Genomic DNA, 23,013 nt, shown 5'->3' with positions numbered 1-23,013 from the left:
CTTTTTTTTTAAATATCCAAGTGTTTAACGTCTTTTGCGTGGTCTTGGATGTAATTTCTTCTTGGCTCGACCTCATCGCCCATGAATAGATTAAACGTATCAGAAGCGCTTATAGCGTCGTTTATATCGATCTTTAAAAGTCTTCTGTTCTCAGGGTTCATCGTAGTCTCCCAAAGCTGCTCAGGGTTCATCTCACCAAGACCTTTGTAGCGCTGGATGTATGCACCTTTTTTCGCATTTTTTTCTACTTCATCAAGTACATCTATAACGTCACTATGCAAGTCTAGGCCGCGCTCTTTTATCTTTTGGCTGATGTAAAGTGCCTCTTCATAGAGTGGATTTGTGAATAAATTTTCATTTACCACAAGCTCTTCTAGGCCACTTTCAGTTTGGACATAAATTCTAACCTCATCATCGCTAACGTAGTGGTTTAGGATGTTGTGTCCCTCAGCTTTTAAGAAGTCTCTTAAAATTTCAAAAATTTCATTGTAGCTTTTTGAGACGATGTCTGGATTTTCTATCATATAGCGGATCGCTGAAAGGACGTTAAAGCGTTTTTCAAGCTCTTTTAAGACGCTTCTATAAGCTGCAACGATCTTTAAAAAGTCAATCAAATCAGCACTGCCAATGCCCTCTATATCAACGCCCTCGATGCCAGTTTCGATAAGAAATTCGTTTAGTGCCTTTTCATCTTTTAGATAAATTTCTTTCTTACCTTTTTTATAGCGGTAAAGTGGCGGCTGAGCTAGATAGATGTGGCCGTTTTCAACAACTTTATTTAAAAATCTAAAGAAGAAAGTTAAAAGTAGTGTCTGGATGTGGCTACCATCGACGTCGGCGTCTGTCATGATGATGATCTTATGATATCTAAGTTTTTCAGCGTCAAATTCATCTCCGATACCGCAGCCTAGCGCTGTTATCATATTTTTTATCTCATCAGATTTTAAAATTTTATCAAGTCTTGCCTTTTCAACGTTTAGAATTTTACCCTTAAGCGGCAATATCGCTTGAAAAACTCTATCACGTCCTTGTTTTGCTGAACCGCCCGCAGAGTCGCCCTCCACTAGGTATAGCTCGCTAATTACTGGATCTTTACTCTGACAATCAGCTAGTTTGCCAGGGAGTGTGCCTACGCTCATGCTCTCTTTTTTACGAGTTAGATCTCTAGCTTTTTTAGCAGCTTCCCTACCACGAGCTGCCATTAGGGCTTTATCCATTATCGCTCTTGCTTCGATAGGATTTTCTTCAAAATACTTTGTAAGCACGTCAAAAACCATCTTTTGAACGATAGGTTTTACATAGCTTGAGCCTAGCTTGCCCTTTGTTTGTCCCTCAAACTGCGGCTCTGGCACCTTTACGCTAACAACTGCGATAAGTCCCTCGCGGATATCTTCACCAGTTATCTTTGTATCTTTTTCACGTGCAGCAGCGTTTGCTTGAACGTAGTTTGTGATAACTCTTGTAAGGCCCGCTCTAAAGCCAGCCTCGTGAGTACCGCCATCTGGAGTTTTGATGTTATTTACAAAGCTTAGTAAATTTTCACTATAAGTGTCGTTGTAAAGTAGGGCAAAATCAACCATAACATCATCTTCGCCGCCGCTAAATGAGACTGCTTTGCTAACAGCATTTGCCTTGTTCATATCAGTTACAAAGCTCTCAAGTCCGCCCTCAAAATGAAAGCTCTCACTTCTGCCATTTCTTTGATCTTTAAAATTTATAGTTATCTTTGGGTTTAGATAGGCTAGCTCGCGAAATCTTTTTACTAAAATTTCATCATCAAATTCAGTCACTTCAAATATGCTATCATCTGGCCAAAACTCGACTTGCGTACCTGTGCGGTTTGTAGTTTTTATAACTTCAAGATCGCTTTGAGGGATGCCTTTTGCAAATTCTTGTCTGTGAAGCTTGCCATCGCGTTTGATATTTACGACTAGCTTTTTAGAAAGGGCATTTACGACAGATACACCAACGCCGTGAAGACCACCGGAGACCTTATAAGTATCCTTATCAAATTTACCACCAGCGTGAAGCACTGTCAAAACAACAGTCGCAGCTGAAATTTTCTCAGTTGGGTGCATATCTACTGGGATACCACGGCCATTATCACTAATGATCGCCGAGCCCTCGCGTGTAAGCTCAACGTCTATCGTATCGCAGTATCCTGCCATCGCTTCGTCGATAGAGTTATCAACGACTTCATAGATCATATGGTGAAGACCGCTTATATTAGTATCACCTATATACATGCCCGGGCGCTTCCTGACCGCCTCAAGCCCTTTTAGTACTTTGATATTTTCTGCGCCGTAATTATTTTCCATAATCTTGCCTTATCTTATAAATTTATCGGCATTATTACTGTTGTTAATTCTTTTGAATTTACAACAAATGCTAGTGAGCTTTCATTAAATCCAAGCTCAAAATTTTCATCCTCGATGCTACTTAAAAAGTCAAGTAGATATCTATTTTTTATACCTATGAAAAATTCATCTCCAAGCTCTAAACCAGTTTGATAATCAATCGTAGTTTTTGCTTCAGAGTTATCTTCTATAACACTTTCAAATGTTATATTGTCTTTTGCAAAAGATATTTTCATTGTATCACTTAGCATTGAAATAGTTTTTATGCCCTCTATCATCTTATCTCTACTTAGTTGAAGTCTTTTTCTTACCTCTTTTGGTATGACACGTTCGTAATCTGGGAATTTACCATTTATAAGTTTTGTGAAAAATTCAAAATTTTGACTTTGAGCGATTAAGATATTTTCATCATAGTAAATTTCTATCTTGTCAAAAAATAATTTTTGTATTTCATTGATAGCTTTTTTAGGGATTATAAGTGAAAATTCTTTTTCAGTTGGTGTTTGAAATCTAAATACACTAAGTCTTCTTGTATCAGTACCAACGATGTTTATAAAGTCTTTTTTAATATCAAGAAAAGCTCCGTTTAGTTCAAATTTTGGGTTATTACTATCAATACTTGGTAAAATTTTCTTTAAACTTCTTCCTAACATAACAGCATCAACGTCAAATTTTGATTTACCCTCAATCGTTGGAAATTCTGGAAAATCTTCAAATTTATACATTGGAAGTTTATATTTTGAGTTTTTTTGTTTTATATAAAGATAGTTGTTTACAGTTTCTAACATCACTTCTTCGTCTTTTAGACTTTTTATAATGTCAAGTAATTTTTTACCATTTGCAGTTGCGTAACCTTCATCAACGATTTTTACATTACTTAGCTTATATGCTAGACCTATTTCATGATCAGTTGCTTTTATGTTTAAAACACCATCTTTTGCTGAGATATAAATGTGAGAAGTTATAGCACTAAGATCTCTTTTTTCAAGATATGGATTTGTATTTGTTACTATGCTTTCAAGCATATTTTTGTTTATTAAAACCTTCATTAAAAACTTCCTTCTATTTTTAAATTTAATTTTTTTGTTTTAGTAGGTGATGTTAAAAAGTGAAAAGTACTTTTAAACACCGAAATACAGCTATTTGAAATGTGAAAAATTATATTTTTTTTTTCACATTTATTCACAAATTTCATATTGTATTTTATCCTTTTGTCAAAATTTTGTTTTTTAATTCAGTAACTTTTAGACTAAAAATTTCATTAGTTTGTATTAGCTCATTTATCTTTTTAATATTATGACTAACGGCACTGTGATCTTTCATACCAAAATAGTTTGCAATTTGTGGCATTGAGTTTGTTGTAAGCATCTTTGCAAGATATATGATGATTCGTCTTGCTTCTACGATATTTGTAACTCTTGATTTGCTTTTTATATCACTTTGTTTGATATTTAGTTCTTTACTAACTATTTCAACGATAGTATCAAAATTTATATTTTCACGTTTTTCTTTGATAAGATCTTTTAATATACTTTTTGCAAGATCAAGTGTGATCTCTTCTTTCATAAGAGTTTTAAATACGTTTAAATTTATGATAGCTCCCTCGATCTCACGGATATTATCTCCCATGTTTGTAGCTATGTAGTTTATGACCTCTTTATTTAGATCGATTTTATCAAATTCGCATTTTTTGATGATGATGGCTATCTTTGTATCAAGTTCAGGCGGCGTAATATCAGCCATAAAAGCCTTATCAAATCTTGAAATCATCCTATCCTCAAAGCCTTTTAGTGTCTTTGGAGGTCGATCTGAAGTCATAACTATTTGACCATTTTTTGCTAAAAGCTCATTATATGTGTTGAAAAATTCCTCTTGGATTTTATCAGTTTTACCAAGAAACTGTACATCGTCTATTAGTAAAACATCGCAGTTTCTATATTTTTCACGAAATTTTGGCATTGAGTGGTTATTTATGTGACTGGTAAAATCTATCATAAATTGTTCGCTAGTTACGCAAATAACGGTTTTTCCTTTATTTAGGCAATGATTTCCAACTGACTGGAGTAAGTGAGTCTTGCCAAGTCCCGTCGTGCCATATATAAAAAGTGGATTATAAAGTATACCAGGTTTTTCAGCGGCTGCTTTTGCGCTTAAAAATGCGTATTGATTTGAAGCTCCACAGACAAAATTTTCAAATGTGTAGCTTGGATTTAAAATGCTACTTTGTGTTTTTATTTGCTTAACATTTATTTGATTTTGTTTTGATGTCTTGCTACTTTTAGTAGATGAAATTTCTATATTTGGTTTTATGCCTGTTCTAACTTCATATAGATGAGCGATTTTATCAGCATATCTTGTATTTATAAATTTAGCCATCAACTCATTTGGTGCAGTAAATACGATAATATGATCGTCTGAAGCCTTTTCATTAAATTTTAATTGTTTGATATAACTTTGGTATTCTTCAGGTGAAATTTGTGTTGAAAGATTTTCTAAAATTTCGTCTGCTATCAAATTTTTATGCCTTAAATTTCGAGAATTTTTATAGTGATACTATCTTAATTTTAATAAAACCTTTGTTAAACTCCGACAAACTTTTTCACATCGTGAAAAAGTCGTGAAAAAGTATTGAAAAGATAGTGATGAAAATTTTAGGAATCGACCCAGGTACGAAGAATTGTGGTTATGCAATACTTGAAAAAAATAAATTGAAAACTACTCTTCTTGAAGCAGGACTCATAAAAATAAAACCAAACACACTTCAATATCAAATTACCGAGCTTTGCGAGGGACTCGACTTAATTTTTAAAAATCATAAATTTGACGAGGTCGCGATTGAAGATATATTTTTTGCTTATAATCCAAAAACGGTTTTAAAGCTTGCTCAGTTTCGAGGGGCACTTAGCCTTAAAATTTTACAGCTTCATGGTGATTTCGCCGAATACACGCCGCTTCAGGTGAAAAAGACGGTCACTGGCAAGGCTAAAGCTGACAAAGAGCAAGTGGCATTTATGGTGAAGAAAATTTTAGGTATAAATAAAGAGATAAAACCGCTTGATATCACTGATGCAATCGCAATCGCACTAACTCATGCAAATAATTTAAGAATAAGCTAAATTTTGATAGGAAAAAGATGGCAACATTAAAAGCATTATTAATTGGCGAGGTGAAAAACTATGGCTCGCAAAGTGCGACTGATAAGCTAAATTTACCTTGGAGCTCAGCTATTTTTAAAGTAGCTCAAAATGGTGAAATTTTTGCAAATGAACTTGGCTTTGAGGGTGATAGCGTCGCTGATACAAAGCACCATGGCGGCCCTGAAAAGGCAGTTTTTGCAAATTCATTTGCAAATTACGCCGATTGGGGGAGTTTTTTAGGATTGAAAAATATGGCTTATGGAGCTATGGGTGAGAATTTATGCATTGATGGACTCGATGAGAGTAGTGTCTGTGTAGGTGATATACATAAAATCGGCTCACTAATCCTTCAAGTCTCGCAGCCTAGAAAACCATGCTTTAAGCTCTCAAAAAGATGGGGCAATGAAAATATGGCTACTCACATCTTTGAAACTGGGCTTACTGGCTGGTATTACCGCGTCATAACACCAGGATCGTGCAAAGTGGGCGACGTGATAGAAGTTATAGAAAAAGATCCAGTTCATATGAGCATTTTAGAAGTAAATAGACTTTTTTGTGCTCCAAATAAAAATTTAAATTTACTAGAGAAATTTAACTCTCTCACCACTATTCCAAAAAGTTGGTATAGTGACATGGAAAGACGTATTCAAGGTATTTATAGTACAGAATATATGAGAAATTTATAATAGTAAGTAAAATTTTTATTATTTTAATACCCACAAATATTCAGATATTACAAGGCTTATGTAAAATTTTTCATGAGCCTTTAAATTTTAAACATTTTTTACGCTAGAATTACCAAAAATTTAAAGGAGAAGATATGCCATTACTTGATAGTTTTTGTGTAGATCACGTAAAAATGCAAGCCCCAGGAGTAAGACTAGCAAAAAGTATGAAAACGCCAAAGGGTGATGATATAAGTGTTTTTGACTTGAGATTTTGCAAGCCAAATGAAGAAATTTTGCCTGAGAAAGGTACTCACACTTTAGAGCACCTATTTGCTGGCTTTATGAGAAACCATCTAAACGGCAACGGCGTAGAGATCATAGACATTTCACCGATGGGCTGTAGAACTGGCTTTTATATGAGCGTCATTGGCACACCTAGCGAAGAAGCTGTAAAAAAGGCATGGCTTGCCTCTATGAAAGATATCTTAGAAGTCAAAGATCAAGATAAAATTCCAGAGCTAAATAAATTTCAATGTGGCACTTATAAGATGCACTCTCTTGATGAAGCGCATGCCATAGCAAAGAAAATTCTTGATCAGGGCTTAGTCATCATAAATAACGATGAGATCAAGCTTGACGTTGATGCTATGGGACTAAAAAAGCACTGATTTGAAGCCAGTAAAACAAGAAAATCAAGCCTATCTAAAAGAGCAAATTTTAACCTATCTTGGTAACAAACGCTCTCTTTTAGGCTTTATAGATCTAGGTGTAAAATACGCAAAAGACGAGCTTAAAAAAGAAAAACTTAGCTGCTGCGACCTCTTTAGCGGAAGTGGCGTAGTGGCCAGGTTTTTAAAGCAAAATAGCGAATTCCTAGTCGCAAACGACTTAGAGCTTTACAGCTTTATCACAAACTCATGCTATTTGCAAAACGCCACAAACGAGCTAAGAGATGAGATAAATTTCTGGCAAAAAAAGCTTGAAAAAGAGATAGAAGATAATCTTTCTGAAGGCTTTATAACAAAACTTTACGCCCCACAAGATGATAAAAATATTACCGAGGGCGAGCGGGTCTTTTACACAAGAAAAAATGCTATGTTCATTGACACTGCTAGAAGGCTTATAGATGAGCTAATGCCAGAGGAGATGAGAAAATTTTTCATAGCTCCACTACTTTATAATGCAAGTGTGCATGCAAATACAAGTGGAATTTTTAAAGGTTTTCATAAAAATAAAGAGGGCATTGGCCAGTTTGGTGGCAGGGGGCAAAACGCCATATCAAGGATCACTTCTGATATAAATTTGACTAAGCCTATTTTTTCAAATTTTAGCGTGCCATTTGAGGTCTATCAAAAGGATGCAAATTTGCTCGCAAAAGAGCTTGATGGGCTTGATCTAGTCTATCTTGATCCACCTTATAACCAGCACCCATACGGCTCAAACTACTTCATGCTAAATCTCATTGCAAGCTATGAAGAGCCAAGTAAAATTTCAAAGGTTTCAGGCATCGCAAAGGACTGGAACAGATCAGTTTTTAATAAAAAATCATCAGCAAGCGAGGCATTTTTCGAGCTGATAGCAAATTTAAAGGCAAAATTTGTACTCATTTCGTTTAACTCAGAGGGCTTTATCAACCAAGATGAATTTGATCAAAATCTAAATAAAATGGGCAAAGTTCAACTATTGCGCCAAAAGTATAACGCCTACCGAGGCAGCAGAAATTTAAAAGCTAGAAACATCCACGTAGACGAGCTTCTTTACGTTTTGAAAAAGTAAATTTAGCGCGCTCGTTTCATCACTTCTAAATCACAAATCACACTAACATAAATGTTAGTTTTGCTCATCCTCTGGCAAACACTTCTCAAAGATAAATTTATGTTCTTCAGGTAAAGCATCGTAGATGGCATTTGCTAAATTTCTTATCTCCCAAAGGGCTGACTTTGAGCTTCTTAGAGAGATGAAATTTTGTAAGCTTCTAGCATTTATGCTCCATGTAAGCTCGGTTTTATAGCACTCTGGCAAGCAGTATTTGACTATATCAAGGCTTTTTGTAGTTGAGGCTAAAATTTCACGCAAATTTTCAAGTGCTTTTATGCTTGCGTTATCGACTAGTTCGTCATTTGTTAGCACGATAAATTTAGCCGCACGCTCAAACTGCCCTACTTCAAATTTCTCCTCTTTTTTTAGCTCTTTTAGCGTGTAGCGAGTTGATTTGACGCTTAGACTTGCCAAGCGGTGACGAGCTAGCTCTTGAAGTAGTGCGCGAGAGATGCCTTGGATGTAGAAGTTATAGTATAGGTGCTCTAGCGTTGAAGCGTGTTTAAATTTATTGCCTACTCTATCTATTAGCTCAACATCTTTTTCGCCACCGTTGTCGCCTTTTTCAAAGCTTTGCCAGCATGTGCGGATCGCGTGAGAGCAGATATTTAGTGGAGTATGATTTAGTAGTGTTACTTGCATTTTTTCTCTTTTGTAAAATTTTTTAACATTTTACAAAAAGAAGGCTGATTTTATTTGTAAATTTAAAGCATAAATTTCAAAGGGAGACAAACGCTCCCTTTTGTAAAAGTCTTAGTTATTATTGTTTTAATTGAAGAAGTGTATTTAGCATCTCATCACTTGTTGTGATCGTTTTTGAGTTTGCTTGGAAACCTCTTTGGATAACAATAAGATCTGTTAGCGCACGGCTTAGATCGACGTTACTAGCTTCAAGTTTTGAAGCTGCAATCGTTCCCTTATCGCCTGTACCAGCTGCACCAATAACTGCTTCACCTGAGTTTGCGGTTTGTGAAAATACGTTTCCACCCTCGCTTTGAAGACCTTCGTTATTTGTAAAGGTAGCAAGTGCTACTTTAGCCAGGCCAAAGCTTTGACCATTTGAAAATGAGCCTATTATCGTTCCAGTCTCATCTATTTTTATGCCGTTTAATGTGCCGCCTGTGTAGCCATCTTGCGAGATTGATTCAGTTGATGAGTCTTTATCAAAGCTTGTTAAGCCGTTAAAGTCAGTTCCAAGACCAAAATTTAAACTAATGTTTTGGCCACTTTGTGAGCCGTTGTTAGCTGAAAATGTTATCGTTGCTGGATGAAAACTTGCAAGTGAGCCATTTGCGTTAAATCTAGCTGTTCCAGTTATAACGTTATCTGGGCCTTCACCTGTGTAGTTTATCTTAGCTGGCTCTGGTACTTGTATAACCATGCTCCACTCAGTTCCACCATCTGTTGTAGTGCCTGTCTTTGTCCATTTGATACTAACTGTGTGTTTTGAGCCAAGTGAGTCAAAAATTTCTGCCGTTGAGCCGTGGCTTGACATCATCATCTTACCACTTGCTCTTAGAGCTTGGCCTGGGCTTAGTGCGCCATCAAGTGCTTTCATAATAGTTGTAAGTCTAACATTTTCATTTATAGCTGAATTATTTGTACCTTGAGCTGGCTTTGTAAGGCCAGTTGTTGTCATATAAAGTGCATGATCTGCTACTTCATTTGATGGATTTTCTAGTTGAAATTGACCTAGTTTATTTACAGTGATCTTTACACCATCGTTTGTATCATCACCTGCAAGTGCTTGAAGTGCTGCGATACCAGCTGCGTGTTTTGCATCCGGAGTACCAGTAGCAGCGGCATATGCTGTATTATAAGCTGTTTGATATGCAGTGTTAGTTATGGCTGCTCCACCAGTTCCAGGTGCTATTCTATGTGCTGCGGTTGCTAGTTTTGCCGCATCTAGTGCATCTGAGTTCGCGTTTATTTGGCCGTCGCCGTTATAGTCAACGTGGTTTCTAGCATCTTCTTGCATAGCAGCGCGAAGATCTTCTGTTGTTGTTACTTGTCTTGCGATTTTATCGTTATTTGGATGAACAGCTGTTGTTTGTGAGCTTGTATAGACATATTGATAAGCTGTGATGATATCTTTATCAGCTAAACCAGTAACAGTATTTCCGCCATTTACTTTTAGATGGATATTTTTTGTCTCTTCAGTGGTGCCTGAGTTATTTCTATTTATAAGTGTTAGTTTATTACCTTCTGAAATTTCAGCTCTAACGCCAGTTTTATTGTACTGGGCGTTGATAGCAGCTGCAACATCACTAATACTTGTTATTGTATTAGCTTGAGATTTGATGTTTGTGCCATTGATTGTAATATCAAGTGTTGCTGCTGGGTTTATCTGTCCGATACTTTGTGGCAATCCACTTCCTACTGTAAATTTTTCAGTTTTAGCATTTGCATAGCTCACCCAGATGCCTTGCCCATCTCTTAAAGCAAGGCCATTTCCAAGCTCATCAAATGTAACACCAAGATCTACACCACGCTCTGTTAAGCTTTGCTCTTTTCTTGAGTTCGTATAAAACTGATCATTATTTACATCATTCTCGTTATGGACTTCGTTTGCATTTAAAATTCCGTCATTATTATAGTCACGTCCACCAGCAACAGAGTCTAGTGAATAAATAGGCGTACTTCTTTGTCCTATGGTATTGCCTGAGTCAAGGTTGCCTTTTATCTTTACTTCTGTTGTCGCTCTTGCTGGAGTGGTAAGACCCTCTTTTATCACGATATTTTTTATCGGTCCAGTTGAGTCGATAGTGCCAGTTTCTTCATCTCTTGTCCAGCCTTGAACGATATAGCCACTATTGTTTACAAAATTTCCAGCTTTATCACGGACAAAGTCGCCATTTCTTGTATAATATCTTGTAGTTCCACCATCTGGAGATACGACGAAGAAACCATTTCCTTGAAGTGCAAGGTCTGTTTGCTTATCAGTAGATGTTAGTGTGCCTTGTGAGAAAATTCTTGTAGTTGAGTTTATAGTCGTTCCTAGACCTATTTGCATAGCATTTTGACCGCCTAGCTGACCTTGTGGAGCAGTAGCGACTCTTGGAGTTTGGCTTAGTATATCAGCAAAATTTGCACGATTGTATTTATAACCATAGGTATTAACGTTTGCGATATTGTTGCCTTCTACATCCATGGCTATCTGGTGGGCTTGCAGGCCTGAAACACCAGACCAAAGTGATCTCATCATTGACTTATCCTTTTTGCATTTTAAATTTTTATATTTTTCAAAAGCAAAAGATGTTCCAAAATTTATATTGATAAAGAGTAGAAGAAATAAAAAGAAATTTGGCGTAATTAACGCCAAATTTTATCCAAGTATCATAGCTCCAACGATGCCACCGATTATGAGTGGTATGTTAAAAAATATAAATGTAGGTACACAAGTATCATATATGTGGTTGTGTTCACCATCAGCATTTAGACCGCTTGTTGGCCCAAGTGTGCTATCGCTTGCAGGACTTCCAGCATCTCCTAGAGCTGCAGCTATGCCAACTAACAAGATGATGGCTGGTACGCCAAAGCCAAGGCTAACGCATAGTGGCACATAGATAGAAGCTAAGATAGGGATCGTGCCAAAGCTAGTGCCTATACCCATCGTAACAAGAAGTCCGATAAGAAGCATCAAAAGTGCTCCACCTATCTTGCCGCCAGATACCAAGCTAGCGTATTTTACAAGCTCGTCTATTCCGCCACTCTCCCTTAAGATAGTGCCATAACCTGCAGCAACTAGCATGATAAAAGCGATAAATCCCATCATAGCAAGGCCATTGTCCATGATCTTATCTACTTTTTTATACTCGATACCGCCAAAAACAACCATAACCAAAAGTCCAAGTAGTGCGCCAAGAGGTAGTAGCTCAGTATAAATTTGCACACCAAAAGCCACAACTGCACCAGCTAAAACCGCCCACTCTTTTTTAGTCATCTCAAGGCTTTTTGCGCGCTCGATCTCATCAAGCTCTTCTTTTTCAAATTTTGAAGTTTTATAAGCTCTTTTTTTGCCATAAAAAAGTATAGCGAGGATAAGTCCGATAAGCATAGAAGCGCCGCCTATCCACATAACAGAAGAGATATCAGAAATAGATGTGGTTATGCCATTATTTGCTAGCTCTTTTTTTAGGATATTGTGAAAAAGAAGACCAAAGCCAACGCTAAGGCTTACATAAGGTGCTTGAAGACCAAATGTCAAAGCACAAGCCACGGCACGTCTATCTATTCCCATTTTGTTCATAATAGCAAGAAGTGGCGGGATCAAAATAGGTATAAAAGCTATGTGAACTGGGATTAAATTTTGAGATAAGCACGCTATAAATGCAATAGTTAGTATAAAAATCACTTTATTTGAGCTAAGGAATTTACTCAAAGCATTTATCAAGATAGCAGTTAAATTTGTATTTGCGATGGCAGCTGCTAGAGCACCAAGTAAAATATAACTAAGTGATGTCTCAAGATTGCCTTGCATACCGCTTATGAGGCTTTGTGTAGTCTCTTTTAGGGCTGTAAAGAGGCTATCTATCCCATCTACAATGCCACTTTCAAATCCACTAAATCCATGCTTATACATTACTCCCGCAACAAGAGCAGAGATAAGGATAGAAAGCAAAATGTTAAAACGCAATAGACAAAGTATCGTCATTACCAAAATGCTAAAAACAACAGGGTTAAATATAAGCATGAGCGTCCTTTTTGTGAGTGTTGAGAGATTATACAAATGTGTGGCTTATTAAATTTTAAAAAGAGTGGCTTAAGTGGGCTTGTGTTAAGATTTTGAGTAAATTTTAAAAGGAAAAAACGATGGATTTAGAGAAAATTTATAAAGAGGCTGGGGCATATTTAGAGGGACATTTTTTACTAAGCAGTGGCAATCACTCGCAGTTTTATCTCCAAAGTGCAAAGGTGCTTGAAGACCCAGCTTTGGCTGGAAAGCTAGCCGACGAGCTTGCCTGCGTGATAGAGAAATTTGGCATTAAATTTGATAGCGTTTGCTCGCCTGCACTTGGAGGAATTTTAGCTGGCTATGAGCTAGCTCGCGCAGCAAAGAAGCGTTTTATATTTACAGAGCGAGTTGAAAAGGTAATGAGTCTTAGACGTGGTTTTGAGGTAAAAAAGGGTGAGAAATTTATCGTTTGTGAAGATATCATCACGACTGGCGGCTCGGCACTTGAGGCAGCGCATGTGATAGAGAGCCTTGGCGGCGAGGTAGTTGGCTTTGCAGCGCTTGCAAATCGCGGCTTTTGTAAGGTTACAAATTTAGACAATGAGGCTAAGCCAAATGCAAAACTGCCAAGCGATAAGCCTTTTTTTGCTTTAGGAAATTTTGAGTTTGAAATTTATGAGCCTGAGCATTGCCCACTTTGTAAAAATGGAAGCAAAGCGATCAAACCTGGAAGCAGAGGCAACTAAAATTTAATACTATAAATATAGCTATCTTTCTTTTTTAAATTGATCGATAGCTAAAATTTTTATAAAAATCCAAAAATAGTACTCATAAAAAATTTTAATCAAGACTTCAAGTCACTTCAACAAAAATTTATAGTTTAATTTTTAAAAGTAATCTATCTTTTATATCGGTATGAATTATTTTTTAGATAATCTTATTTTTTAAGCTACCAAGTGATAATATCTGCTCAAAAAGCGAGATGAAGCTATGCAAGAATATGATATTTTAGACGTTTTATCAAACAAAAAGGTCCTTTGCCTTGAAGATGAAGAGGCGATTTTAAAAAATATTTGTGCTTCTTTGGAGCTATTTTTTGCCGAGGTAAATGGCGTAACAGATGGCTATGATGCACTTGAGCTAGCGATGAGCGATGCTTATGATGTTTTGGTGCTTGATATAAGCGTGCCAAATATCGATGGTCTAGAGATCGCTAAAAAAGTAAGAACTATAAATCAAAAAATTCCTATCGTGATCTTATCAAGCCACGTCGAGCAAGAGTATTTGTGGAGAGCAGTTGAGTTAAAGATCACAAGGTATCTTGCAAAGCCATATGATAAAAAGTCATTTATAAAAGCCCTAGAAGACGTTGCTTTAGAGCTTGTTGGACGCAAACCTACTCTTAGGCTAAATGATAAATTAGAATACGATTTTGGCAAAAAAGTACTTTATATAAATGGTGAAATTTCTCATCTAAGTAAGAGTGAAAGTAGGCTTTTAGAGTATTTTTTAAACAACAAAAATCAAACTATAACTTATGAACAAATTTTCGATTATATTTGGGAGTATGAGCAGCCAAGCAAAGAGGCGATAAAGACGATCGTAAAAGAGCTTAGAAGGAAGCTTGGCAAAGATGTGATTAAAAATTTATACGGTGTAGGTTATCTTTGTGAAATATAAATTTCAACTAATCGTTAGTGTTTTTATCTTTGTTTATCTCTTAATATCCGCACTTGTTTTAAATTTTTATAATAATCTTGCAATGAAAGATGCCAAAAAAGAGGCGTATTATGTGCTTGAGAGTATAAATTCTGTAAGAGAATACATTGCAGGCGTTCAGCGTCCGCTAATAGAGCAGCTAAAGCGTGATGGCATTATAAAAGAGGATTTTTTTGATGAGAGATTGCTTTCATCTTCATATATAAGCCGTGAAATTTATAATATCCAAAAGAAAAAATACAATCTTGACTTTGACTACAAACTAGTCGCCATGGCACCTTTAAATAAAGCTCATGAACCAAATGAATTTGAAGCGCAGGTGTTAAGAGGCTTTAAAGAGAATAAATTTAGTGAGTTTTCAAAGATTATAAAAGATGAAAACGGCTCACAATTTTTTGTAGGACTTCCTATAAGAAGTCAAAATACATCTTGCTTAGCCTGTCATAATAGCGAAAGTGCTCCAAAACAGATGTTGGATCGTTATGAAATTTCAAATGGAAAAATTTCTGAAGCAAGTGAGATGATGGCAATGCTATCTTTTAAAATCCCACTACGTGCCATTTTTTCTTACCATTTAAAAGAGGTTGTCATCATAATGAGCGCGATAGCCTTTGTATTTGGGATATTTTTGCTACTTGTTTATAAGATGCATAGGCGTGGCGAAGAGAGTAAAAGGCAGACTGAGCAGCTAATGATACATCAAAGCCGCCTAGCCTCAATGGGCGAGATGATAGGCAATATCTCGCATCAGTGGAAGCAGCCTTTAGCTCAAATCAGCTCAGCTTTAATAAATTTAGAACTCTATCAGGAGCGAAAAAAGCTCGATGAAGCAAAAATTTATGAGTTTATAGAAGAGACTAGCAAGCAGATAAATTTTATGTCTGAAACGGTTGATGATTTTAAAAACTTTTTTAAGCCAAATACTTTAAAAAGGGAGTTTAGCGTAGAGGAAGTGATAAATCAGACTATAAAAATTCTAAACGCCTCACTTAAGAAATATCAAATTGAAATAGAGATCGATATAAGAGAAAATTTTACAATCTTTGCAAATTTTAATGAAATAATTCAAATTTTAATAAATATTATAAATAACGCAAAAGATGCATTTAAACAAAGCTATGTAAAGCCAAGAGTAATAAAAATTTATACTTTTATAAAAGATAATCGTAAAAATTTATGCGTTCAAAATAATGCAGGAGCGATAAAGACTTCGTTTTTAAAAGTTATCTTTGAGCCACACTTTAGCACAAAAGAGTCTGGCAGTGGGCTTGGTCTATATATGAGCCGGCTAATAGCTAACAAAAATAACGCTCTAATCTTTGCTAGAAATGTAGATGAAAATAGTATTACATTTACAATTAGTTTCGAAAATTTATAATTTATTAAAATTCCCCCTTTTCTACCCTTTTTTGGTGTTAGTATTATCAGTATGAAATCATTTTGATTTTAGGATAAAAAATTTAAAGGAGGGCACATGAGAAATCTACAAAAAGCCTTAGCTGGTTTGCTCATGGGTGTTAGCATCTTCGCTTCACAAGCCTGTTGCGAAGAGCATAATATGCAGATGTCCGATAAAGCACGTGATGTTATCGCAAATCCTAAAGGCACACTGCAAAGTAGAGGTGTTATCTCCTTGCAAGACTACGTTGTAGAAGAGCAAGAGATGTATAACTGGTTATTTAAAAACCACCCTATTTTTACAAAGTATGGTGGTAAAACCGTCGGTAAAATGGTCGTTCACGACCGTGGCTTAGAGTGGCTTGCCGAGGGACATGGCTTTGATATGTCAAAGCTTAGTAAAAGAGATGGCGGTAAGGGCTATAGCTCTATGATGTATAGAATTCCAGCCACTTCATCACTTCAATTTCCTAACAAATTTGTAGGTCCAGAAAAGTGCGGTGAGTGTCACCCAGCTCAGTATGAAGTGTGGAGCAGATCTCGCCACGCAACTACTATGCGTTTCCCTGGTGAGCACCCAGAGGTTAATAACAACCTAACTGAGCCAGTATTTGACAAAGATACGGCTTCTATCCTTCCAAAAGGTATCACTCCAGATGTTATCTACGCAACTGTTGGTCACTTAAGAACCAAAATGGGCTACGTTGATGCGTGGCTACTTCGTGGTACTTACTATGTTGAGGGCGGTTTGCTAAGAGATGGTACAGGTCAGATCGTAGCTGGTGGTAACCAATGGCAAAGAACATGGGCGTTAAATTTAGACGACGCAACTGTTAAAAAGATAAAAGAGCTTGTTCCAGAATTTCCTGGCACGCTTGAAGAGTATGGCGACAATGGCGGATATGTTAGAGGTCTAGCTTCATACGCCGCAAAACATAAAAAATCAATGTTTTTCCAAGCAAACTCATCATATTGTGAAGTTTGTCACCCAGTTAAATTCGATTTCAAATCAAAAGCAGAATTTTACGCAGCACTTGGTAATGCTAAAGAGCTTCAAAAACACACTATCTCAAAAGGCGTAAGCTGTGAGGAGTGCCACGGAGCTGGCGGTCACCTTGATGGAGCTACAAATTTTAGAACATCAAACTGCGAACGCTGCCACCAAAGATTTAACTTTAGCCCAGATCTAGCTCGTGCTAATCCTCTTAATAATGGTAAGCTTGATCTATCACTTAGCTCTAAATTTAAATCAATGGGACCAGGATGCGGATCTGAGGGTTCACAATCATACTTTACGGCTCACTATGATAAAGGTATGAGATGTGTTACTTGCCACGATCCACACGATAACACAGGCCCAGTTGTAGGCGATAAGAGCGTAACTGGTATGAACTATAACTCAGAGCAAGGCTATCTAAGCTCATTCTATACTAAACCAAAAATTAGAAAAGAGTGTAAAGATTGCCACGAGACTCAAGCATATATCGCATCTAAAGCAGATACTCACAAAGACAACACTTGTGCATCTTGCCACATGCCATTTATGATGAGTTGTGAGAATTTCTACGCTGTTCAGTTCCAAGACAACGCTGGCTTTGATACTCAAAGAAGATCTCACATCTGGAAGATCATGGTTGATCCAAAAGAGAAATCTCTAGTACCAGGCGATGCTGCTAAAGGTCCAAGAGATGCTAAAGATTGGCACTTTGAAAGAGATAAAAATGGACATAACTACGTTGACTTGATGTGGGCGTGCGCTAGAACATCTTGGGCTGATAAAGATATGAAAGATACCAAAGGCTGCCACAGCCCAGTATTATCTGAGCTAAAACCAACACTTCACTTCAAAAACCAAAAACAAGTTTATGATGAAGTTATGGGATGGCAAACTCCAGTTAAGAATGAATTCTCTGAAGTTAAGATTGGTATTGAAGGACTTTACTCACTACTTGAGACTAAAAAACTTGATGCAAGTGATAAAGTAAGAGTTTATGAGCTTATCCAAAATGCTCAAGAGATCATCGATATGGTTGAAAAAGATGGTTCGTGGGGTATGCACGGATTTAAATTTACTAAACAAAAACTCGATGCATCAAAAGAGTATATAAAAGAAGCTCAAAGAATTTTGAATAAAAATTTATAGCATTTAGGGGCTAGTTTTAGCCCCTTTAATCTTAAGGGTTTGATATGAAAAATAAGGTTTTAAAATTTACGCTACTTCTTAGCTTAAGTGCTTCTGGTTTGCTTGCAAATGTAGATTCAAATGAGTCTTATGCTATGGGAGCAACAAGTGGTGGATATGTTTTAAAAGGGTTACTTGAACAAAAACAAATAGGCATTAGCTACGATGCTGAGGCCGTTATCAAAGGTTTTAGTGATGCACTAAAAGGAGAGCTAAAACTAAGCGATGATGAGATAGCAAAGCTACTAAACAAAAGAGCTGAAAATTTAGACAAGATAGTAAAAGAAAAAGAAGCCGCCATACTTAAAGAGAATTTAAAGCAAGGCGAGGCTTTTATGGATAAAAATGCAAAAAATAAAAATGTAAAAACGACAAAATCAAAATTGCAATATGAAATTTTAAAATCAAGCAAAAAGGGAGCGACTCCAAAACAAGAAAGTATCATCATAGCAAACTACAAAGCTAGCTTTATCGATGGTAAGGTCTTTGATGAGACAAAAGAGGCTCCAGCTCATCTTTCTATGCTAAATTTGATCCCAGGTCTTGAAGAGGGCTTAATGCTCATGAAAGAGGGCGATAAGTTTAAATTTGTTATCCCGCCAGAACTTGCGTACGGCGATAGCGGCATGGAGGGCATACCTGGAGGCGAGACTATCGTTTTTGAGATAGAGCTTGTTAAGGTCTTAAAGCCAGGTGAATTAGCCGAGGCTGCAAAGAAAATTCACGAGAAAGAACTAAATGAGGGCATTAAAAAGCCTCATTAAGATATAAAATGGAGTTAAAAATGCAAAATCAAAAAAATAGAAGAGCCTTTTTAAAAAGCATGGTAGTTGTAGCTGCTGGTGCTGGTGCGGCAAGTAGTGGTTTTGCTTTTAAGAGTGAAGAAAGTGTAAAAAAACCACACTTTGGTATGATATTTGACCAAAATAAATGTGTTGGCTGTACAGACTGCGAGATAGCTTGCAGAAAGGTAAATTTAGTCCCAAAAGGACAGATGAGACTTTTTATAGAAGATAAGACTAATCCTAAAAATTTACTAGATAAAAGATTTGTAAGAGTGTCTTGTCAGCAGTGCGTTGATGCGCCTTGTGTAGCTGTTTGTCCAACTAAGGCTTGTCATAAAGACGAAAAAACTGGCATACAAACTACAAATATAGATGATTGTATCGCCTGTAAATACTGCATCGTAGCCTGTCCATATGACGTGAGATATATCGATAAGGTTACGCACTCAGCTCAAAGCTGTAACTTTTGCGTAGATACAAATTTAAAGGACGAAAAAGAGCCAGCTTGCGTAGAAGCTTGTAGATACGAGGCGATCGTCTTTGGTGATCTTAACGATGAAAATTCGCACATCAGTAAGCTACTAGCCGTAAAAGATAGCATAAGGCTAAGAGCAGAGCTTGGTACAAAACCAAGCCTTAGATATATTCCTAAAGTAAAAATGGGGGTGTAAGATGGATGGTGCATTAAATTTTACTGCAACATTTTCGCATGGAGTAGAGTGGGGCTGGCCGATCGCTGTTTATCTTTTGCTAGCTGGTATGAGTGGTGGAGCGCTAATCGCTGCCATACTTTTAAAACACTATAAAAAGCAAGAGAGCTTTAGCTCATTTTTCAAGGCTGCTTCGCTTTTAGCATTTGTTAGCATCATGCTCGGTATGGTTTGCTTGATAGCTGATCTTGAAAAGCCGCTTTTATTTTGGAAAATTTTGATTAATTATAATTTCACATCAGTTATGTCTATCGGTGTTGCTGGACTTTGTGTATTTATACCGCTTAGCTTTTTGATGTGCCTTTATGCATTTAATGATGAGATTTCAAATTTCTTAGCCAAAAGTTTAAAATCCTTTAGCGCTCTTTTTGCATTAATAATGAAAATTTTAATACCGCTTTATCCATTTTTAAGTCGTATTTGTCTTATTTTTGCTGTAATAATTTGCGCTTATACTGGATTTTTGATCTCAGTTTTGATTAGATTTCCACTCTTAAACACAGCTGTGCTTCCAGCTTTATTTATAGCTTCAGGACTAAGTGCTGGTATAAGTGGCAGTAGCTTGGTCGCAGCAGCTTTATTTAAAGAAGATCCACATTCAAGCGACCTTCATTCGCTTCATAGCGTAGAATTTAGCGTTTTGGGAGCTGAAATTTTACTCATTTTAATGCTTTTTGTATCGCTTTTACTTGGTTCAAGTTATCAGCAAAATGCAGCTGTTGCTTTTTATAGTGGCGTTTGGGCAAATTTCTTTTGGCTTGGTGTTGTGCTAGTTGGCTTCATTGTGCCTTTTGTTTTAAATTTTGCATTTGGCAAAAAAGTAGCTAGCCTAAAATTTAGCTTTTATATCAGTTCATTAGCGGCTGTTATCGGTGTTTTACTGCTTAGGGTGTTTATACTTTATGCGGGACAAACTTATAGCATTTAAAGTAGAGGCGAGCGATGAGAATTTTAAATATCTACCGCTTGTCTTTGATATTATTATTTATTCTTGCTTTTGGTGCAGGGCTTGCGACTTTTTTAGAAAATTTTTATGACACACAAACGGCCAGAGTGCTTGTTTACGAAGCGCTTTGGTACGAGTGTGTTATGTTTGCTTGCACTATTTGTTTAGCCATTAGTATCGTAAAAACCAAGATGTATAAAAAATTTGGCGCATTTTTGATACATCTTGCTTTTATTGTTATCTTCATCGGGGCTGCACTTACAAGGTATTTTGGCGAAGAGGGTGTTATGCATCTTAGAGCTCTGCAAAGCTCAAATGTAATGCAAAGCGTCAAGCCTTATCTTATAGTCGAAATGCTTGGAGAAAATTTTAGTTATCCATTAAAATTAAGCTTATTTGGTAAAAACGACTTTGAGTTTAAAAATTTTATAGATGGCAAGGAATTTATAATTAACTTGCTTGGATATAAAAAAGATGAGAAAAACGCTCCTGCTACGCTTATTTTAGAAATAAGTTTTAACGGCGAAAAAAAGAGTGTTAAGCTAAAAGGCGGAGCCGGATATGAGCTGGAGCCTAGTGTGCTAATTTTTGGTGGGCAAGAGGTGAAATTTTACTTTAGCTCAAAGGCTTTAAATTTACCATTTTCATTAAAGCTTGACGAGTTTACTTTAGAGCGATATGCGGGGCTAAATAGTCCATCATCTTATACAAGCAAAGTAAGTATCGCTGGCGGCAAGTACGACATCTCGCTAAACAATCCACTAACGATTGATGGCTATAAAATTTTTCAGTCTTCATACGATCCTGATGAGCTTGGAAGCGCTTTTGAGATCAGCCGTGATCCTGGCAAAATCCCAACTTATATCGGATATTTCTTGCTTTGTCTTGGCTTTGTGGCAAATTTATTTAGTAAAAAGAGCCGATTTTTTAGGCTGCTAAATTTTATAAAAGGTTCGCAAATCGTATTTTTGGCTATTTTGCTTTTAAATGCTACTCCAAATTTTGCCAATGAAAATAATAAAAATTTAGACGCTCATGCAAGCAAATTTGCCAAAATTTTAACTCAAGCTGATAACAGAATCGCTCCAGCTGGCTCTTACTCAAGAGCTGTGATAAGTAAAATTTCAACCAAAACTACGCTATTTGGGCTTAGTAGCGAGGAGCTAATGCTCTCTTTTGCTATCTCGCCAAAAGAGTGGATGGATAAAAGGATGGTAAAGATCACAAGTGAGCGTGTGGGCGAGCTTTTGGGAGTTAATGAGAAATTTGCTAGTTTTAACGATGTCTTTAACGAAAATGGCGAGTATAAGCTGGCTAAATTTGTAGAAGCTGCAAATGAAAAACCCGCCTCTAAAAGAGATAAATTTGATAACGACGTGATCAAATTTGACGAGAGATTAAATGTCTTATATCTCGCGCTAAAGGGAGAAATGCTTAAATTTATCCCAGCTAAAAATGGCGATAAATTAACTTGGCTAGGCGTAAATGAAGCCTTTGGCTCAAGTGAAATTTCAAACGAGTTTAAAAGCGTTTTAGGCGCTTATATAGAAAATTTAAGCCTTTGCGTAAAAAGTGGCGAGTGTGAGGGAGCTGATAAGAGCTTGGAGAAAATTTCAAGCTATCAAAGAAGCATTCTAGGCTCTCTTGCGCCAAGCGAGGCAAAGGTGGAGCTTGAAGTGCTTTATAATCAAATGGAAATTTTTAAATTTCTTATATATTTTTACATGATCCTTGGATTAGTTTCGCTCGCTCTTGGCTTTTATAGGCTATTTTCTGGAAAGAAATTTAGATTTGAAAGTGCATTAAGCCTTGCATTTTATTTTGGCTTTGCGGTGCATTTGTTAAATTTAGCTCTTCGTGCTTATATCTCAGGGCATGCACCTTGGAGTGATGCCTATGAGAGCTTAGTGTATATCTCGCTTGCAAGTGTACTAGCTGGAGTTTTATTTTTTAAACATCAAAGCTTTGCTCTTGGAGCTGCTTCACTTTTTGCAAGCGTGAGCTTGCTTGTCGCTCATCTAAATTTTATAAATCCACAAATAACAAATCTAGTCCCAGTTTTAAAGTCATTTTGGCTTAGTGTGCATGTAAGTGTCATCACGGCAAGCTATGGCTTTTTAGGCTTTAGCTTTGTGCTTGGGCTTCTTGGGCTTCTTTTAATGGCTATAAAAAACAAAAAAAACGAGCAAAAGCTCAGCGAGCAGATAAGATACCTCGCCGCAACTAATGAGCTAAGCCTCATCATAGGACTTAGCTTGCTAACTATTGGAAATTTCCTTGGCGGTGTCTGGGCGAATGAGAGCTGGGGTAGATACTGGGGCTGGGACAGCAAAGAGAGCTGGTCATATATTACGATAATTATTTATGCCATTGTGCTTCATTTAAGATTTATCCCAAGATTAAAAAATATTTTTACCTTTTTGGTAGCTAGCGTGCTCTCTTTTGGTTCAGTTATTTTTACCTATTTTGGTGTAAATTTCTATCTAAGCGGACTTCACTCATACGCAAATGGCGATGGATTTAGCGTTTCAAATTTGCTTTATTTGCTTTTAATGCTCTTGGCTTTGCTAATCGCCTTTGCTTATAGAGGTAAGGATATAAAAGAGATTTAGGAGATA

Annotated in this window: 18 protein-coding genes; 12 read left to right on the top strand and 6 right to left on the bottom strand. The window is 36.7% G+C overall.

The features are described from left to right. Positions 1–8: 8 nt before the first annotated feature. The 3 genes from gyrB to dnaA all read right to left on the bottom strand — a co-directional run bounded on the left by gyrB (position 9) and on the right by dnaA (position 4,871). The gene (gene gyrB / locus A3854_RS07660) at positions 9–2,318 is read right to left on the bottom strand and encodes a DNA topoisomerase (ATP-hydrolyzing) subunit B (protein ID WP_084041988.1); all 2,310 of its coding nucleotides are present in this window, start codon (positions 2,316–2,318) and stop codon (positions 9–11) included. Positions 2,319–2,332: 14 nt separating this feature from the next. Further along, on the bottom strand, positions 2,333–3,406 hold the full coding sequence (dnaN, locus tag A3854_RS07655; protein WP_084041987.1) for a DNA polymerase III subunit beta: 1,074 nt from the start codon (positions 3,404–3,406) through the stop codon (positions 2,333–2,335). A gap of 154 nt (positions 3,407–3,560) precedes the next feature. Continuing rightward, positions 3,561–4,871 carry a chromosomal replication initiator protein DnaA gene (gene dnaA, locus A3854_RS07650; RefSeq protein WP_084041986.1) on the bottom strand — a complete coding sequence of 437 codons (1,311 nt, stop codon included), beginning with the start codon at positions 4,869–4,871 and terminating at the stop codon, positions 3,561–3,563. Positions 4,872–4,993: 122 nt separating this feature from the next. On the opposite strand from dnaA, the gene ruvC reads away from it, so the two are divergent. The 4 genes from ruvC to A3854_RS07630 all read left to right on the top strand — a co-directional run bounded on the left by ruvC (position 4,994) and on the right by A3854_RS07630 (position 7,938). Next, on the top strand, positions 4,994–5,473 hold the full coding sequence (gene ruvC, locus A3854_RS07645; RefSeq protein ID WP_180378673.1) for a crossover junction endodeoxyribonuclease RuvC: 480 nt from the start codon (positions 4,994–4,996) through the stop codon (positions 5,471–5,473). Positions 5,474–5,490: 17 nt separating this feature from the next. After that, positions 5,491–6,180 (top strand): MOSC domain-containing protein, encoded by a 690-nt coding sequence (locus tag A3854_RS07640; protein ID WP_084041984.1) that lies wholly within the window; start codon positions 5,491–5,493, stop codon positions 6,178–6,180. Between the two features lie 134 nt (positions 6,181–6,314). Next, entirely contained in the window at positions 6,315–6,830 is a 516-nt protein-coding gene (luxS, locus tag A3854_RS07635) for an S-ribosylhomocysteine lyase (protein ID WP_084041983.1), read from the top strand. Between the two features lies 1 nt (position 6,831). After that, the gene (locus tag A3854_RS07630) at positions 6,832–7,938 is read left to right on the top strand and encodes a DNA adenine methylase (RefSeq protein ID WP_084041982.1); all 1,107 of its coding nucleotides are present in this window, start codon (positions 6,832–6,834) and stop codon (positions 7,936–7,938) included. Positions 7,939–7,992: 54 nt separating this feature from the next. On the opposite strand, the gene thyX is transcribed toward A3854_RS07630, so the two are convergent. The 3 genes from thyX to A3854_RS07615 form a co-directional block, all read right to left on the bottom strand. After that, positions 7,993–8,622 (bottom strand): FAD-dependent thymidylate synthase, encoded by a 630-nt coding sequence (gene thyX, locus A3854_RS07625; protein WP_084041981.1) that lies wholly within the window; start codon positions 8,620–8,622, stop codon positions 7,993–7,995. Between the two features lie 118 nt (positions 8,623–8,740). Further along, positions 8,741–11,185 (bottom strand): flagellar hook protein FlgE, encoded by a 2,445-nt coding sequence (gene flgE / locus A3854_RS07620; protein ID WP_084042036.1) that lies wholly within the window; start codon positions 11,183–11,185, stop codon positions 8,741–8,743. 120 nt (positions 11,186–11,305) lie between these two features. Beyond that, the gene (locus A3854_RS07615) at positions 11,306–12,673 is read right to left on the bottom strand and encodes a Na+/H+ antiporter NhaC family protein (RefSeq protein WP_084041980.1); all 1,368 of its coding nucleotides are present in this window, start codon (positions 12,671–12,673) and stop codon (positions 11,306–11,308) included. 119 nt (positions 12,674–12,792) lie between these two features. On the opposite strand from A3854_RS07615, the gene pyrE reads away from it, so the two are divergent. From pyrE to ccsA, 8 genes are all read left to right on the top strand, one after another. Beyond that, on the top strand, positions 12,793–13,401 hold the full coding sequence (gene pyrE, locus A3854_RS07610; RefSeq protein WP_084041979.1) for an orotate phosphoribosyltransferase: 609 nt from the start codon (positions 12,793–12,795) through the stop codon (positions 13,399–13,401). A gap of 244 nt (positions 13,402–13,645) precedes the next feature. Further along, positions 13,646–14,335, top strand: a complete 690-nt coding sequence (locus A3854_RS07605; protein ID WP_084041978.1) for a response regulator transcription factor — start codon at positions 13,646–13,648, stop codon at positions 14,333–14,335. Further along, positions 14,325–15,752, top strand: a complete 1,428-nt coding sequence (locus A3854_RS07600; protein ID WP_084041977.1) for an ATP-binding protein — start codon at positions 14,325–14,327, stop codon at positions 15,750–15,752. Before A3854_RS07605 ends, A3854_RS07600 begins: the two co-directional genes overlap by 11 nt. A 96-nt stretch (positions 15,753–15,848) precedes the next feature. Further along, on the top strand, positions 15,849–17,915 hold the full coding sequence (locus A3854_RS07595; protein ID WP_021090404.1) for a multiheme c-type cytochrome: 2,067 nt from the start codon (positions 15,849–15,851) through the stop codon (positions 17,913–17,915). 44 nt (positions 17,916–17,959) lie between these two features. Next, complete coding sequence (locus A3854_RS07590) at positions 17,960–18,718, top strand: FKBP-type peptidyl-prolyl cis-trans isomerase (protein ID WP_084041976.1); 759 nt, start codon at positions 17,960–17,962, stop codon at positions 18,716–18,718. Positions 18,719–18,738: 20 nt separating this feature from the next. After that, positions 18,739–19,410: a 4Fe-4S dicluster domain-containing protein gene (locus A3854_RS07585; protein WP_021090331.1), complete on the top strand. Its 672-nt coding sequence runs from the start codon at positions 18,739–18,741 to the stop codon at positions 19,408–19,410. 1 nt (position 19,411) lies between these two features. Continuing rightward, entirely contained in the window at positions 19,412–20,377 is a 966-nt protein-coding gene (gene nrfD, locus A3854_RS07580; RefSeq protein WP_084041975.1) for an NrfD/PsrC family molybdoenzyme membrane anchor subunit, read from the top strand. Between the two features lie 14 nt (positions 20,378–20,391). After that, on the top strand, positions 20,392–23,007 hold the full coding sequence (ccsA, locus tag A3854_RS07575; protein ID WP_084041974.1) for a cytochrome c biogenesis protein: 2,616 nt from the start codon (positions 20,392–20,394) through the stop codon (positions 23,005–23,007). The last annotated feature ends 6 nt before the right edge of the window (positions 23,008–23,013 follow it).

It is taken from the genome of Campylobacter concisus (genome assembly GCF_002092845.1).
Classification (GTDB): Bacteria; Campylobacterota; Campylobacteria; order Campylobacterales; family Campylobacteraceae; genus Campylobacter_A; species Campylobacter_A concisus_AQ.
Note: the sequence above shows the minus strand (reverse complement) of the source record. Positions and strands in the feature narration are given on the sequence as shown.

Bases quoted from the DNA above. Each gene is read 5' to 3' on its own strand.
- gyrB (WP_084041988.1), bottom strand. From the start codon at position 2,318: ATGGAAAATAATTACGGCGCAGAAAATATCAAAGTACTAAAAGGGCTT.
- dnaN (WP_084041987.1), bottom strand. From the start codon at position 3,406: ATGAAGGTTTTAATAAACAAAAATATGCTTGAAAGCATAGTAACAAAT.
- A3854_RS07640 (WP_084041984.1), top strand. From the start codon at position 5,491: ATGGCAACATTAAAAGCATTATTAATTGGCGAGGTGAAAAACTATGGC.
- luxS (WP_084041983.1), top strand. From the start codon at position 6,315: ATGCCATTACTTGATAGTTTTTGTGTAGATCACGTAAAAATGCAAGCC.
- thyX (WP_084041981.1), bottom strand. From the start codon at position 8,622: ATGCAAGTAACACTACTAAATCATACTCCACTAAATATCTGCTCTCAC.
- flgE (WP_084042036.1), bottom strand. From the start codon at position 11,185: ATGATGAGATCACTTTGGTCTGGTGTTTCAGGCCTGCAAGCCCACCAG.
- A3854_RS07615 (WP_084041980.1), bottom strand. From the start codon at position 12,673: ATGCTTATATTTAACCCTGTTGTTTTTAGCATTTTGGTAATGACGATA.
- pyrE (WP_084041979.1), top strand. From the start codon at position 12,793: ATGGATTTAGAGAAAATTTATAAAGAGGCTGGGGCATATTTAGAGGGA.
- A3854_RS07605 (WP_084041978.1), top strand. From the start codon at position 13,646: ATGCAAGAATATGATATTTTAGACGTTTTATCAAACAAAAAGGTCCTT.
- A3854_RS07595 (WP_021090404.1), top strand. From the start codon at position 15,849: ATGAGAAATCTACAAAAAGCCTTAGCTGGTTTGCTCATGGGTGTTAGC.
- A3854_RS07590 (WP_084041976.1), top strand. From the start codon at position 17,960: ATGAAAAATAAGGTTTTAAAATTTACGCTACTTCTTAGCTTAAGTGCT.
- A3854_RS07585 (WP_021090331.1), top strand. From the start codon at position 18,739: ATGCAAAATCAAAAAAATAGAAGAGCCTTTTTAAAAAGCATGGTAGTT.
- nrfD (WP_084041975.1), top strand. From the start codon at position 19,412: ATGGATGGTGCATTAAATTTTACTGCAACATTTTCGCATGGAGTAGAG.
- ccsA (WP_084041974.1), top strand. From the start codon at position 20,392: ATGAGAATTTTAAATATCTACCGCTTGTCTTTGATATTATTATTTATT.